The sequence below is a fragment of the Janthinobacterium sp. PAMC25594 genome, from assembly GCF_019443505.1.
Taxonomy (GTDB): domain Bacteria; phylum Pseudomonadota; class Gammaproteobacteria; order Burkholderiales; family Burkholderiaceae_D; genus Janthinobacterium.
The window spans coordinates 841393-856395 of the sequence record NZ_CP080377.1; the positions used below are offsets into that span (position 1 = coordinate 841393).

Annotated in this window: 10 protein-coding genes; 9 read left to right on the forward strand and 1 reads right to left on the reverse strand. The window is 66.1% G+C overall.

Going from position 1 to position 15003, the window contains the following annotated elements; translation table 11 throughout:
- Positions 1-115: 115 nt before the first annotated feature.
- Entirely contained in the window at positions 116-2566 is a 2451-nt protein-coding gene (locus KY494_RS03755) for a membrane-bound PQQ-dependent dehydrogenase, glucose/quinate/shikimate family (protein WP_219889962.1), read from the reverse strand.
- On the opposite strand from KY494_RS03755, the gene KY494_RS03760 reads away from it, so the two are divergent.
- From KY494_RS03760 to KY494_RS03800, 9 genes are all read left to right on the forward strand, one after another.
- Complete coding sequence (locus tag KY494_RS03760; protein ID WP_219889963.1) at positions 2565-2786, forward strand: hypothetical protein; 222 nt, start codon at positions 2565-2567, stop codon at positions 2784-2786. The genes KY494_RS03755 and KY494_RS03760 overlap by 2 nt on opposite strands.
- A 102-nt stretch (positions 2787-2888) precedes the next feature.
- Complete coding sequence (locus KY494_RS29980; RefSeq protein ID WP_219889964.1) at positions 2889-4586, forward strand: methyl-accepting chemotaxis protein; 1698 nt, start codon at positions 2889-2891, stop codon at positions 4584-4586.
- 54 nt (positions 4587-4640) lie between these two features.
- The gene (locus KY494_RS03770; protein WP_219889965.1) at positions 4641-5279 is read left to right on the forward strand and encodes a hypothetical protein; all 639 of its coding nucleotides are present in this window, start codon (positions 4641-4643) and stop codon (positions 5277-5279) included.
- Positions 5276-6190: an HDOD domain-containing protein gene (locus KY494_RS03775; protein ID WP_219889966.1), complete on the forward strand. Its 915-nt coding sequence runs from the start codon at positions 5276-5278 to the stop codon at positions 6188-6190. Before KY494_RS03770 ends, KY494_RS03775 begins: the two co-directional genes overlap by 4 nt.
- 75 nt (positions 6191-6265) lie before the next feature.
- On the forward strand, positions 6266-6892 hold the full coding sequence (locus tag KY494_RS03780) for a response regulator (RefSeq protein WP_071077537.1): 627 nt from the start codon (positions 6266-6268) through the stop codon (positions 6890-6892).
- A gap of 27 nt (positions 6893-6919) precedes the next feature.
- Positions 6920-7282, forward strand: a complete 363-nt coding sequence (locus KY494_RS03785; RefSeq protein ID WP_219889967.1) for an Hpt domain-containing protein — start codon at positions 6920-6922, stop codon at positions 7280-7282.
- Positions 7279-9492 carry a hybrid sensor histidine kinase/response regulator gene (locus tag KY494_RS03790; protein ID WP_219889968.1) on the forward strand — a complete coding sequence of 738 codons (2214 nt, stop codon included), beginning with the start codon at positions 7279-7281 and terminating at the stop codon, positions 9490-9492. The genes KY494_RS03785 and KY494_RS03790 overlap by 4 nt, the downstream gene beginning before the upstream one ends.
- Positions 9493-9654: 162 nt before the next feature.
- Positions 9655-11364 (forward strand): ATP-binding protein, encoded by a 1710-nt coding sequence (locus tag KY494_RS03795; protein WP_258194646.1) that lies wholly within the window; start codon positions 9655-9657, stop codon positions 11362-11364.
- 48 nt (positions 11365-11412) lie between these two features.
- The gene (locus tag KY494_RS03800) at positions 11413-14850 is read left to right on the forward strand and encodes a response regulator (RefSeq protein ID WP_219889969.1); all 3438 of its coding nucleotides are present in this window, start codon (positions 11413-11415) and stop codon (positions 14848-14850) included.
- The last annotated feature ends 153 nt before the right edge of the window (positions 14851-15003 follow it).

The window sequence follows — 15003 nt, forward strand, 5'->3', positions numbered from 1 at the left end:
ACTTCAGCGATTTTCCCTGTTTTGCCGCAGAGCGGATGGAACTGATTGTGTAAAAAGACGACGCAGTCATGCTGTGCGGCAACGCCGAGGCGGCGCTGCACAGCGATGCCGCCCCCTACTTGTCTTTGCCTCCCGCTGACACCCCCTCGTCCGGCAACGCAAACGCCACCAGGCTGTCGCCCATCTTCGTGCCCAGCGACCCGTGGCCGCCGGCCATCACCACCACATATTGCTTGCCCGTCTTGTCGGAGATATAACTCATCGGCGTGGCCTGGCCGCCGGCCGGCAGGCGGGCTTTCCAGACGGTTTTGCCGTTGCGCACGTCGTAACCGCGGATGTAGTAGTCGAGCGCGCTGCTGAGGAAAGCCACGCCGCCGCCCGTCGTGCTCATGCCACCCAGGCTCGGCACGCCCAGCGGCAAGGCGATGGGCACGGGGGCGCTGTCGCGCGTGGTGCCGTTCTTGTGCATCCACACTTTTTTCATGGTGCGCAAGTCGACAGCGGCGATATAACCCCAGGGTGGCGCCTGGCATGGGAAGCCCAGCGGCGACAGGAAAGGCTTGATTTCCACAGCAAACGGCACGCCCGTCTGCGGCTGCAAGCCCATTTCCGAGCCCGTGCCGCCCTTCGCGTTGGCTTGCGCACGCGGCACCAGGCGTTCCAGGAAGCCCATGTAGTCGGGATTAACTAACAGCAACTGACGCACGGGATCGACGGCCGCCCCGCCCCACTCGAAGATGCCCAGCGGACCCGGCGAGATGATGGCGCCCTTGATCTTGCCTTCGGCCACCGTTTGCGGCGTAAACGGCCCCTCATAGCGGTGCTGGCGGAAAATGATGCGGCAGGCGAGCTGGTCGAATGGCGTGGTGCCCCACATATCCGTTTCGCTGATGTGCTTCTCGGGCAGGAAAGTGAGGGCAGAGAACGGCTGCGTGGGCGACAGCTTGTCGCCAGGCGCGGCGTTGGCCGACGGCACGGGTTTTTCCGGCGCCGGCACGACCAGGCTGCCGTCGCGCCGGTCGATCACATAGATGTCGCCGCGCTTGGTCGTGGCCACGACCGATGGAACTTTGCCTTTCGGCGTATCGATGTCGACCAGGGTGGGCTGGCCGCCGATATCCATGTCCCAGATATCGTGGTGCACGGTCTGGTACACCCAGCGTACTTTCCCGGTAACAAGATCAAGCGCGACGATGGCGCTATTGTATTTCTCGCCGTTCGGATTGCGCTTGCCACCCCATGTATCGGGCGTTTCATTGCCCATCGGGATGTACACCATGCCCAGTTTTTCATCGACGCTGGACACGCCCCAGGAATTGGGCGAGTTGTTGGTGTACGTCTTGCCGTCGGCGATCGGCGCCGTGTCGTCCGGGTTCGAAGCATCCCAGTTCCACATCAGTTTGCCAGTGACGGGGTCGTAGCCACGGATCACGCCCGACGGTTCTTCCGTGGAAAAATTATCGGTCACGCTGGCGGCCATCACCACCACGTTTTGCGCCACGGCCGGCGGCGACGTCGGCATCAGAAAGCCCCGCTTCTTCATGCCCATGCCGTGGTACAGGCCGATCACGCCATTTTCGCCAAAGCTCTTGCACGCCGCGCCCGTATCGGCATTCACGGCGATCAGGGTCGCATCCATGGTGGGCGCGAAGATGCGGCGCGGGCATTCCATGCCGGCCGCCTCGGGCGCAGGGTCATCCTTGGCGCGGCCCGCGTTGACGTCCCAGTAGGCCACGCCGCGGCAGATCATGTGCTGGTAGCTGGACGCATCGCGGTTGATCTTCGGATCGTGGCGCCAGAGCTCCTTGCCCGTATCCGGGTCCAGCGCGATGACGATGTTATGCGGCGTGCACAGGTACAGCATGCCGTTCACTTTCAGGGGCGTGACTTCGTTGGCGATCTCGCCCGGATCGTTCGGCCCCTTGAAGTCGCCCGTGTGGTACACCCACGCCTGTTTCAGCCGCCCGGCGTTGGCCGGCGTGATCTGCGCGGCCGGCGCGTAGCGGTCGCCATAGCCGGAACGGCCATACGCGGCCCAGTCGTTGGGCGCCACGCCCGGGGCGACATCGCCTTGCGGCGCGGCCGCCATGTTCTCGGCCGGCACTTCGCCGTGCAAGGTGTAATAGTCCTGGAACAGCGAGAACACACCCACGGCGGCCGTCAGCACGACGGCGGCGGCCAGCGCGCTCTTGCCCGCGTCGCGCGGTTTCGCGCCGGCGACCAGGGCTGGCGCCAGACGGCGGTCGACGAACGGCAGCAGCAGCCAGACGGCGGCGGCGAACCAGATATCGAGGCGCGGCAGCAATTGCCACCAGTCGAGCTTCACTTCGATGACGGACCAGATCAGGGTGGCGAACAGCAACAGCGCGAGAAACAGCTGGGCACTGCGCCGCCCCTTCCACACGAGCGCGCCGGCGACCAGCATGCCGATGCCGGCCACGACGTAATACCAGGAGCCGCCAAGGCTGACGAGCCAGGCGCCGCCGCCGGCAAGCGCCAGGCCCAGCAAGATGAAGAGGACTGCGGTGAGGATAAGCAAGGGTCCAGGCCGGGCAGAGGCAGTCATGATGCTCCTTTACAAGAGTCAGTCGGCGGCACGCGATTGCGCACCGTATTTGATGGCGATCAAGAAGTCCCATTTTTTCACTATTTGGCCAAGCGTGGCACACGCGAGAACGCCCGGTGCGCGCGGTGTGGCGCTGTTCCCACCGCATTCCCGACTGCTGCCCTGCCATGCTGCTTTTTATCATGCAATTTTGATAAATAAAATTAAATCACACAAATAAATAACAAATTACTCGAATAAAACAAATTTTTATCGTAAAATGAAAAAAACAAACAAACGAACCGGTTTTCCCGATTTTCAACCTTGAAGTGGAGCACCCATCATGACCATCGCCAAACGCCTGTATGCATTGATACTCTGCGTCGTCCTCGGACTGGCCGCCCTGACGGGCTTCAGCATCTATGAAATGGAGCGCGTGTACACGGCGGCCAGCTATACCACCGTCAACACCGTTCCCAGCCTGCTGACCTTGCACCAGGCAGTTACCCCTTTTGCAAATATACGTGTAGCTGTCTGGCAGCATCTGGCCAGCAGGGATGCGGCCGCGCACGACAAGCTGGAAGCGGACATCAAGGTAGCGCGCGCGGCAATCGGCCAGGCGCTCGACAAATATGAGAAAGAGTATCTTTCTGATGAGCAAGATAAAGCGCTGCTGGCCACGGACCGCGATGTACTGCTGCGCTACGATGGCATGCGCGACAAGGTACTGGCCCTGTCGAAGGCGGGCGACCTCGACGCGGCGCGCGCTTTGCTGATGGCCAACCAGCCCATCATCAAGGAGCTGATCGACGCCCTCGCCGCTCACTATAGCTACAACGAAAAGCTGGGCAACATGGGCGCGGCCGAAGGCACGACCGTCGCCGCCAACGCGCGCTGGATTTCCATCAGCGTGGCCCTGGCCGTGATGGTGCTGGTGGCCGGCATGGGCCTGCTGCTGGCGCGCCGCATCGCCTCTTCGCTCAAGAATGCCATCGACGTGGCCCACACCATCGCAGGCGGCGACCTCAGCGTGCAAATCAGCGCCGGCTCGAACGACGAGGTGGGTCAGTTGATGACCGCCCTGGGCGAGATGAGCGAGAGCCTGGTGCGCATCGTCACCGAAGTGCGCTCCGGCACGGAGACCATCAACACGGCCTCGAGCGAAATCGCGGCAGGCAACCTCGACCTGTCGGCACGCACGGAGCAGCAGGCCGGTTCGCTGGAAGAAACCGCCTCGGCCATGGAAGAACTGACGGCCACCGTGCGGCAAAACTCGGACAATGCCCGCCAGGCCAAGCAAATGGCCGTCAGCGCCTCGGACAAGGCAGTGCGCGGCGGCGAGGTGATGGGCGACGTGATCCGCACCATGGAAGCGATCGACAGCTCGTCCAACAAGATCGCCGACATCATCAGCGTCATCGACGGCATCGCCTTCCAGACCAACATCCTGGCCCTGAATGCGGCCGTGGAAGCGGCGCGGGCCGGGGAACAAGGACGCGGTTTTGCCGTCGTGGCCACCGAAGTGCGCAACCTGGCGCACCGTTCGGCGGCCGCCGCCAAGGAAATCAAGGCGCTCATCAGCGACTCCGTGGAGCAGGTGGAACAAGGTGGCAAGCTGGTCCAGCAAGCCGGCGCGGCCATGACGGAAGTGGTCGACACGGTACGCAGCGTTACCGACATCGTCAGCGAAATCTCGGCCGCCAGCGCCGAGCAAAGCACGGGCATCGACGAAATCAACCGCGCCATCACGCAGATGGATGAAGTCACGCAGCAGAATGCGGCGCTGGTCGAAGAAGCGGCGGCGGCATCGCAATCGCTGCAGGAGCAGGCGAGCAACCTGGCCAGCGTGGTCGGCGCCTTCAAGCTGGCGCACGATCAGGCCAACGCGGCGCACCACAGCACCCCGGTGCGCCATGCCCCCGCCGCCAAGCCACCGGCAGCGCGCAAGGCGGCGCCGCTCAAGCTGGTCGCACAGCGCGACCCCGCTCCTGCCCGCGGCACGCCCAGCGCCGGTGCCGGCGGCGATTGGGAAGAATTCTGAACCCGTCGCCATGACATCCGTTTTCAACCACTCTCACTGCATGCAGGCATTGCCATGAACTCCTTCCTTGCGGTCCATCCTTACCTTCGTTGCGACGATGTCTCGCTGATGCGGCCGGCGCTGGCGCTGGCGGGCCTGTTGCTGCTGCTGGCCGCCCTGCTCTGGCGCCGCCTCCACTGGCGCCAGGCTGGCCGCGCGCCGACCGCCAGCGCGACAGTTGCCGATCTGCATCAGCAGCTGCAAATGCGCAGGGCCACCCAGCCGGCCAAGGAGGCAGACACGGTACCGCCGCCACAGCCCGAGGTGCTGGACACGCCGCCGTTCGAGCTGGCCCGCCTGGACGCCATGTTCGGCTACGACCGGCGCCTGCAGGGTGAGATTCTGGCCCTGTTCGTGGCCGAGACGCGCGACCGCCTGGCCGGCATCGCCCATGCGCTGCGCTGCGAACGCCCGGCCCCGGCACGCGTACTGGCACAAGAAATTGTCGACAGCAGCTACGCCATGGGCCTGCTTCCCTTGCAGGCACTGGCGCGCCAGGCCGTGCATGCGGGCTTTTCCAACGATATCGACGCGCTGCGCCGCCTGCATGCGGACCTGCTGATGGCGCTCGATGCCCTGTCGCAAGCGGTCTCGGCCCTGCAAACGGGCGCCGCGCGGGCGGATGACTGCAGCGGCATCGGGAGCCGGCCATGAGTGCGCACCGCGATCTGGCGGGCCTGCTCGGCGGCGCCATCCTGCCCTCGCCGGCCTGGCGGCACCACTGGCTGGCGACGCTATGCCAGCAGGAAGTGTCACTCGCTGAACTGGCCGAACAACTGGGCTGCGATCCGGCCCTGACCGGCAAGGTCATCGGCCTGGCGAATGGGGCCGTGCCGCCGGGCGGACGCCAGCATGCGGCAGTCGACGCCGCGATGCTGGCCGCCATCGGCCTGCCCGCCCTGCGCCAGGCGTTCGCCATCCCGGCCCTGCCAGCGGCCACGTGTGCGCACTTCGACGAGCAGCGATTCTGGTCGCACTCGCTGGCCATGGCCTGCGCCGCCCGCGTGGCGGGCGATGCGCTGCAGCTGGCGCCGAGCAAAGAGCTGTACACTTGCGGCTTGCTGGCCAACATTGGCCAACTGGCCTTGGCCGCGCTGCATCCGCAAGCGTATGGAGAACTGCTGGGCCAGTACGGCGGCGCTGCCAGGGCGCTGCTGCTGTGCGAGGAATCGCGGCGCTTCGGCCACCATCAACTGGCGCTGTCAGCCCGCCTCATGCGGGGCTGGGGCATGCCGGACATCCTGTGCGATGCCGTGCGCTGCCATGCCGCGCCGCCCGGCTTCGGGCAGGCCGGACGCATGACGGAGCTGGCCTGGCTGCTGAAACTGGCCAGCGGTTTCGCCGACCTGATACTGCGCAATGGCGTGGGGCAGCGCGGGCCGGCCACGGGCGCCGCAAGGGTACTGGGTCTGGATGTGGACCACATGGAAACCCTGCTGCGCCACAGTAACGCGGAGTGGAGCGAATGGCGCGAAATCCTGGAACCACCCGCCCGCGTCGCCACCTGCCGCACGCGCACGCGAGTCCGCCCCGCCACGCGGCAGGTTTTTAGTGAATTCATCTAATTTGTTGAAATTGATTTTTTGAGCGTGATTGCGTATCATTCCATTCAACTTCATCCTCGACCATAAAAGTTCATCATGCACACTGCAGACGTATGCACTACCCAAAAGGCTGCCGAAATCCTCGGCATCTCGGTCACATCGGTGCAGCAATTGGTCGAGGCCGGCGTTATCGAAGCCTGGAAGACCAAGGGCGGCCACCGGCGCATTCCCCTCGCGGCCGTCGAAGCCTACAAGGGCAATCCCGGCCAGCCAGGCCAGGATCAGCGCGCGGCACGCGCCAGCCGCCCCGCAGCATCGGGCCGCCCGCCCTCCATCCTGGTGATCGAAGACAATCCGATCGAACGCGCGCTGTATGAAAAGCAGATCGGCTCATGGGGCTTGCAGGCAAGCTTGCGCTTTTGCGAGAACGGCTACCAGGCGCTGATGGAAATCGCCCGCGACCAGCCCGACATCCTGCTGGCCGACATCATCATGGAAGGCATCGACGGCTACGAAGTGATCCGCACCATCCTGGCCGACCCGCTGCTGGCGGACATGCATATCGCCATGCTGTCGAGCCTGACGCCGGAGGAACTGGAAGAACGCGGTGGCGTACCGCCCGGCGTGGTGTTCTTTGCCAAGCCCGTCAATTACGACGAGCTGCGCGGCTATCTGCGCGCCTGCTGCGCCGGCCACGCGCGGCGCAACAGCCTGGCCGCCTAATTCGCCACCGCTTTCCCCGGAGCCCCCATGCAAGCCTATCGCCACATCGATCCTGCCGTGCTGTTCCAGGCCACCGGCCATGACCTGAAGATGTTCCGCGCCCTGTCGCAGACCTATCTCGATACGGCGCCGGCCATGTTTGCACGCGTGGAGCAGGCCGTGCGCAGCGGTACGGTGCCCGCCATCGTGCATAGCTGCCATACCTTGCGCGGCACCGTGGCCCTGCTGGGCGCCCGCGCGCTGACGGCCCGCCTGGCGGAGCTGGAGCAGCTGGTGCGCCACCAGGGCGTGGCGGCACCGGGCTGGCTGGCGGAAACGGCAGCGCTGGTCGGCGCGGTGGAGCAGGAGGTCTGCCACAGCATGCGCGAGTACACGGGCGCGCAGGCATGAACGCCCGCCAGACCGTCCTGCGCCTGGCGCACCGCTATCGCCCGCGCACCACGGCAGCCGTGGTGGGCCTGGTGCTGGTATGCCTGCTGGCGCTACGCATCGTCGTTTCCGGCGTGCTGCTGCACCGCGAAGCCGTCGACGACTGGCAACAGGACCTGTCCAACCTGTCGCTGCTGCTGGCGGAAAACACGGCGCAAAGCATGACGGCGGCCCGCCTGGTGCTCGACAGCGTCAGCCACGACATCGACGCCGCCGCCCCCCCGGACGCACCCGCGCTGGCCGCCGCCGTCGGCACCCCGGCCATGCACCAGATGCTGCTGCAGAAGATCGGCGGCGTGCCGCAAGTGGACGTCGTGTCCATCGTCGGCAGCGATGCCAGCGTGCTGGCCTTCAGCCGCGCCTATCCCGCGCCGCCCATCCGTCTCGACGAGCGCGATTACTTCGAGTATCACCGGCGCCACCCAGACGGCGGCATGCACGTCAGCGCGCCCGTGCAAAACAAGGGCAATGGCGCCTGGACCTTCTATATCAGCCGGCGCATCAGCGGGCCGGACGGCCGCTTCCTGGGCGTGGTGCTGGTGGGCCTGTCGTGCGACTTTTTCAGCAAATTCTTCCAGAATAGCAGCATCGGCGAACACACGGCCTTTTCCCTGTACCGCAGCGACTACACGCTGCTGGCACGCTGGCCGGCCGTGCCCGCCATGATGGGCCAGCGCAACCTGACGGGCAGCACCTACCGCCTGCTGGAACAGGGCAAGACGCATGGCGTGCTGCAGGTGGACTCGCCGCGCGCGGCCGACCAGGGGCGTACGGTCGACCGCCTGGCCGGGGTACGGCTGGTGCGCGACTATCCGCTGGCCATCAACGTGACCATTACGGACGAGGTCTACCTGGCGAGCTGGCGGCGCATGCTGCGCACCATGGGCGGGGCGGCGGTCATCAGCCTGCTCGTGCTGGCCGGCGCCATCGCGCTGATCATGGCCCTGCTGCGGCGCCAGGAGCGCGACGCGGCCATGGCGCTGGCGCTGCAAGCGCGCGCGGAAGCGGCAAATTCTGCCAAGTCGCGCTTCCTGGCCATCATGAGCCACGAGATCCGCACGCCCATGGCCGGTATCGCCGGCATGGCCGAACTGCTGCAGGAAACCGGACTCGAGGCGTCACAGCGGCAATATGCGCAGCGCATCGGCGATGGCGTGCAGCACCTGATGCGCATCCTGAACGACATCCTCGACCTGTCCAAGGTCGAGGCAGGCCAGATGAACATCGAACTGCGCGACTTCGATCCGCGCCTGCTGCTCGATGACGTGCTGGCCCTGCACCGCCCGCACGCCGACCGCAAGAAGCTGCACCTTGCCAGCGAGATCGGCGACAGCGTGCCGCAGCGGGTGTGCTCGGACCGCACGCGCATCGCGCAAATCCTCGGCAACCTGCTCAGCAATGCCATCAAGTTTACGCCCTCCGGCAGCGTCACCGTGCGCCTGCACCTGGAAGCGGCCACGCCGGACGGCGCCGGCGCCTGCCTCGTCGCCAGCGTCAACGACCAGGGCATCGGCATGAGCCAGCAGCAGCTGAGCCGCATCTTCGAGCCGTTTTGCCAGGCCGACGACAGCATCAGCGGCACGTATGGCGGCACGGGACTGGGTCTGAGCATCTGCAAGCACCTGCTGGCGCTGCTGGGCGGCGAGATTTTCTGCAGCAGCGAGCCAGGTGCCGGCTCCCGCTTCACCGTGCGCATTCCCTGCCAGGCGGCCCAGGCGCCAAGCGCCGCCACGCCGCAGCCGGAGCCCGCTGCGGCACCGGCGCCCGCCCCCCTGCCCGCGCCCGCATCAGGACCAGGCGCGCGCATCCTGCTGATCGAGGATACGGCGCTGAACCGCCAGCTGGTGTGCCTGCAGCTGGCCGCCCGCGGCTACCACATCGACACGGCGGAGAACGGCGCACTGGGCCTGCAGGCTCTGGCCGGGCAGCAGTACGACCTGGTCCTGATGGACTGCATGATGCCCGTCATGGATGGCTACCAGGCTTGCCAGGCCCTGCGTGCCCGCGAAGCGGCCAGCGGTGCGCCGCGCCTGCCCGTCATCGCCCTGACGGCCGGCGTGACCGAGGACGACCGGCAACGCTGCGTGGCGGCCGGCATGGACGACTATCTGTCCAAGCCCTTTACGGCCGCCCAGCTGCGCGCAATGGTAGAGCGCTGGCTGACGCGCTAAGTAACCTGGGCCAACCTGGGCCGGCGCTGAATACAACACTTCCGCATAAAAATCAATTTATTCGATAAAATCAATTATATTCGCTATAATTGACAAATCAACGCGCCAGTGATGCCGGACATCCGCGCATGACGGAAACCTGGCAGACGTGGCGGAGGCGGCATGCGGGAGTACAGATACTGGAAGGCCATGGCCTGGGAGCGCTGCGATACGCGCACCCTGCTGTCGCTCTTCATGGCGGTCCTGCTGGCGGGGCTGTGGAGCATCACCATGCTGCAATTGCAGCGCGCGCACGACGCCGCCATCACCGATGCCGGGCGCGATGCGCGCAGCATAGCGCGCGTCTTCGACGAACACGCGATCCGCACGATCGAGGCGGCGGACCAGGCGGTCACCTACCTGCGCGGCCGCTACCAGGCGCTGGGCCAGCACCTCGACATCGTGGCGGACCTGCAGCAAGGCCTCAATCCCGGCCCCCTGTACAACCTGTTTACCATCGTCGACGAACGGGGCGACACGGTCCTGTCGAGCCGCCCCTTTCAGCCGACCAACCTGGCCGACCGCGAACACATCCGGGTACACATGCGGCGCGACAGCGGCGAACTGTATATCAGCAAGCCGGTGCTGGGGCGCGTGTCGAAAAAATGGTCGATCCAGATGACGCGCCGCATCAACCATGCCGATGGCCGCTTCAAGGGCGTGGTGGTGGTCTCGATGGATCCGTATTACTTTACCCGCCTGTACGACGAAGTCGACCTGGGCGACAACAGCTCCACCGAACTGGTCGGCAACGACGGCGTGGTGCGCGCGCGGCGGGTAGGCGCCGTCAATACCATCGGCCAGGATATCGGCGGCAGCAAAGTATTTTCCTTGATGAAAGGTAAAACGCGGGGCAGCTTCACCGAACGCAGTCCCGTCGATGGCTCCCTGCGCTTTTATGCATTCGAAAAACTGGCCGGCTACCCGCTCTACATGCTGGTCGGACTGGAGCGCGACGCGGTATTGGCCGACTACGTCTCGCGCCGCAACCAGGCCTTGCTGATGGCGGCCATCACGAGCGTGCTGATCGTGCTGTCCTGGGCGGCGCTGGTGCTGCTGATCAGCCGCCTGGTCGACAGCCGCGCCAGGGCCATCGCCGCCAGCGAGGCCAAGTCGCGCTTCCTGTCGAACATGTCGCATGAATTGCGCACGCCCCTCAATGGCATCCTGGGTTTCTCCGAACTGCTGCTGGAGCAGCTACGCGAGCCGGAACAGGCCGCCTACGCGCAAACGATACACGACAGCGGCCGCCAGTTGCTGGCCATGGTCGAGGCGGCGATGGAACTGAGCGCGCTTGAAAACGACCAGGTGCGGCTGGCGTCCGCCGCCGTGCCGCTGGACCAGCTGCTGGCGCTGGCGCTGGCGCCGCACCGGCAGCGCGCGGCGCACAAGGGCCTGCTGCTGGCCTCGCACATCGCGCCCGCAACGCCGCCCAGCATCGATTGCGACCGCGCGCGTCTGGTGCGCGTGCTCGACATCCTGCTCGACAATGCCATCCGCTACACCTCCGCGGGGCGGGTCGATGTCCACGTCATGCAGAGTGGCGCGGACCTGCAGATCGAGGTGCGCGATACGGGCATCGGCATCGCGCAAGCACAGCAAGCCGACATCTTCGACAAATTCTCGCAGGCGGACGATTCGCCGAGCCGCGCCCATGGTGGCGCCGGCATGGGCCTGGCCATCGCGCGCCAGCTCGTCACCTTGATGGGCGGCAGTATCGGCGTGGCATCCGCGCCGGGCCACGGCGCCGCCTTCCGCCTGCGGCTGCCGCTGGGCGGCATGGCCCGCGCGATGGCGGCGGACGGCGAATTGACCACACTTTCGCATGCATAGTCATACGTAAAAGTTGTCCTGCGTGCGTATCGGGTATAGCATCGCCCCATGACCTATCACACAGATGCGGCGGCGGTACGCAGACAATGGATCGAATGGCTGTTTTTACTGCTCGGCTTGCTCCTCGTGGCTGCCGCCCTTGCCTACGCGCATCTGGCCGAAGCCGCGCGGCACGACGCGGCCGAGCGTGAGCGGCTCAGCGTGCTGACGGCACTGCTGGCAAAAAATATCGAAGTCGACCTGGCAGCGACCAACCTGGTGCTCGACGGCGTGATCCGCGACTATCTTGTTGCCGGTGCCACGGAAGACGCCGGGCAAGCACTGCCCCGGCGCCTGGCCGCAGTGGTCGACGCCATGCCGGGCGTGCGCGCCATGCTGGTCATCGATGCGAAGGGCAAGCCGATCGCCACCAATATCGCGCAACTGGCCGAGCAGGATTTTTCGCATCGCGGCTACTTCCAGACGGCGCGCGACGCCCCTGATGCGCGCATGCTGTACATCTCGGCGCCCTTCCATTCCTTCAAGGGCGACCTGGTCATCACGGCGTCGCGCATGGTGCAGGACAAGCAGGGCCGCTTTGCCGGCGTGGTGGTGGCCACCCTCGATCCCGAATACTTCACGGCCAAGTTCCGCACCGCCATGTATGCCCCCGACGTCTGGGCCGTGGTGCTGCATGGCGACGGCCGGCAATTCATGAACTATCCCGCCAGGACTGCCGATGGCGGCAATGTGGACGTGCACGGCAGCTTCCTGCGGCGCTTTCGCGACAGCGGCTATCAGGCTGGCGTGCTGAGCGGCGTCCAGATAGCCGGCACCAGCGCCGCCGCCCCCCGCATCATGGCCATGGCGACCATCGCGCCTCCCGCGCTGCACATGGACCGTGCCATCATCATCGGTCTGAGCCGCGAAGAAGCGGCCATCGCCGCCCCGTTGCGGCGCCAGGCGCTGGCCTACATCCTGTGCTTTGCCATGCTGGCGCTGGCCGGGGCCAGCCTGCTGTTCTGGCGCCAGCGGCGGCGGCGGCAGCAAACCGCCTGGCATGCGGAACAGGAAACGGAGCGCCAGGCCATGCAAGCCGTGTCCGACAGCGAAACGCGCTTTCGCACCTTGATCGAAGATGCGCCCGTGGCCATCGCCATCCTGCGCCACGGCCGCTTCATCTACTCGAATCCCCGCTACCGCAGGCTGCATGGCTACTCGTTCGAAGACGATCTGAACGGCCTGCCCTGGTCCGCCATGATTTCCGCGCAATCGCAGGCGGCACTGGCCACCAACGAAGCGCTGATCGAGGCGGACTCGCCCAGCGAACAGGTGTTCGAAGCCGTCGGTCTGGACAAGCAGGGCCTTCCCGTGCCCGTCTTCAAGACCACCACGCGCGTGATGCTCAAGGATGGACCTGCCACCTTGATCTTTGCGCAGGATATTTCCGTGCAAAAGCAGGCGGAAGAGGCCATGCTGCTGGCGCGCGATGCGGCCGAGGCGGCCAACCGCAGCAAGGCCGAATTCCTCGCCAACATGAGCCATGAAATCCGCTCGCCGCTCAACGCCATCCTCGGCATGGCATGGCTGCTGGAACGAGGCAGCCTGGACGAAGAAGGACTCGTGATGACGCGCAAGATCCGCGCCGCCGGCCAGTCCTTGCTGGGCATCATCAACGACGTGCTCGACGTGTCGAAAATCGAGGCCGGCCACATGAGCATCGAACAGGCGCCGTTCCGCCTGGCCGAGGTGACCGAGAAGATCGCCGCCAGCATGGGCGTGGCCGCGCATGACAAGCCCATCGCCGTGCGGGTCGGTCCCTTGCCCGATGACGTCGACCTGGTGCTGGGCGACGCGCTGCGGCTGGAACAGGTGCTGGTCAACCTGACCAGCAATGCCATCAAATTCACGGCGCAGGGCACGGTCGAGCTGTTGAGTACACTGGAAAGCCGCGACGGCGATGCCGCGCTGCTGCGTTTCAGCGTGCGCGACACGGGCATCGGCATCGCGCCCGAGGCGCAGGAAACGATCTTTTCCGCCTTCGCCCAAGCCGACACGTCCACCACGCGCCGCTTCGGCGGCACGGGCCTGGGCCTGACCATCTGCCGCCAGCTGGTCAGACTGATGGGCGGCTCGCTGCGCCTGCAAAGCCGCCTGGGCCAGGGCAGCGAATTCAGCTTCACGGTGCCGCTGCAACTGCTGCCCGCAGGCACCCTGTCCTCGCCCGACATGCTAGCCTTGCATGCCTTGCTGGCCGATGCCAACGCCGACGCGCGCGAGGCAGTTGCCGCCGTGGCGCAAGGCCTGGGCTGGAGCGTGCATGCCGTGTCCGACGGGCGGGCGGCCCTCGACTATGCGCTGGCCTGCGCCGACGACGCGCGGCCCGGCGTCGTCCTGCTGGCCGCGCGCATGCCGGCGCTGGACGGCGAAGCCACGGCACGCGCGCTGCGCGAATACCTGCCACCGCAGGACTGCCCCATCATCATCCTGGCAGCCAGCGGCGCGCCAGCCACGCGGCCAGCGCGGCGCCACACCGACCCGGCCGATCCGGCCGACGCCGTCCTCAACGAACCGGTGACGGCGTCCAGCCTGTACAACGCGACGATGGAAGCGCGCCAGCAGCGCGCCCGGGCCGCCGGCCTGGACGCCAGCCTGGGTGCGCCGGAAGTACGCGTGCTCGCCGGCGTGCGCGTGCTGGTGGTCGATGACAGCGAAATCAACCGCGACGTGGTCAAGCATATCCTGTGCGACCAGGGAGCAGTGCCCTCGTTCGCCTGCGATGGCAGGCAGGCACTGGACTGGCTGCTGGCCCACCCGGCCGACGTCGACATCGTGCTGATGGATGTGCAGATGCCCGTCATGGATGGCTTGCAGGCGACGCGCGCGTTGCGCCAGCTGCCGCAGTTTCAGGACTTGCCCGTGGTGGCGCTGACGGCCGGGGCGTTCCAGACACAGCGCACGGCGGCACTGGAAGCGGGCGTGAACCATTTCATCAGCAAACCGTTCGACGTGCCGCAGACCATCGCCCTGATCGCGCGCGCGCATCGGCGCCATGCGCAAGGTCTGCCAGCCCTGCCGCCGGTCGTGACCGAAGCGACGCTGCCCGTGCCGCCATGCGGCGCGGCAGCCGTGATCGACCTGGCGCAAGGCATGGCGCAGTGGCTCGATGAGGCGCCCTACCGCCAGCACCTGTCGCGTTTTGGCAGCAACTATCGCAATACGGTGGGCGCCATGCGCGCGCTGCTGGCAGCCGATGCGCGCGACGATGCCGCCGCGCTGGCGCACAAGCTGGCGGGCGAGGCTGGCAGCCTGGCCCTGCCCGCCACCCTGCAAGCCGCGCAGCAAGCAGAACAGTTACTGCATGCCGGCGACGATGCGTCGGCCGCGCTCGACACGCTGGAACAGGCGCTGGCGCACGCCATCGATGCCGCCGCCGCATTCACGGCACGGACACCCGGCCAGACGGCCATGCCAGAAACTCAACATGGCCGCGCATGCCAATGCTAAACTTAACAACATGAAAACTTGGGGAATACTATGATCTGGTGCAGGGATTTGCTGCTGAGAGCCATCATGCTGGGCACGCTGCTCTTCGTCGTGGGCGAATCGCTGTCCTACTGGACGCCGGAGATCAGGAAACTGCTGGCCTGGCGCCCTTTC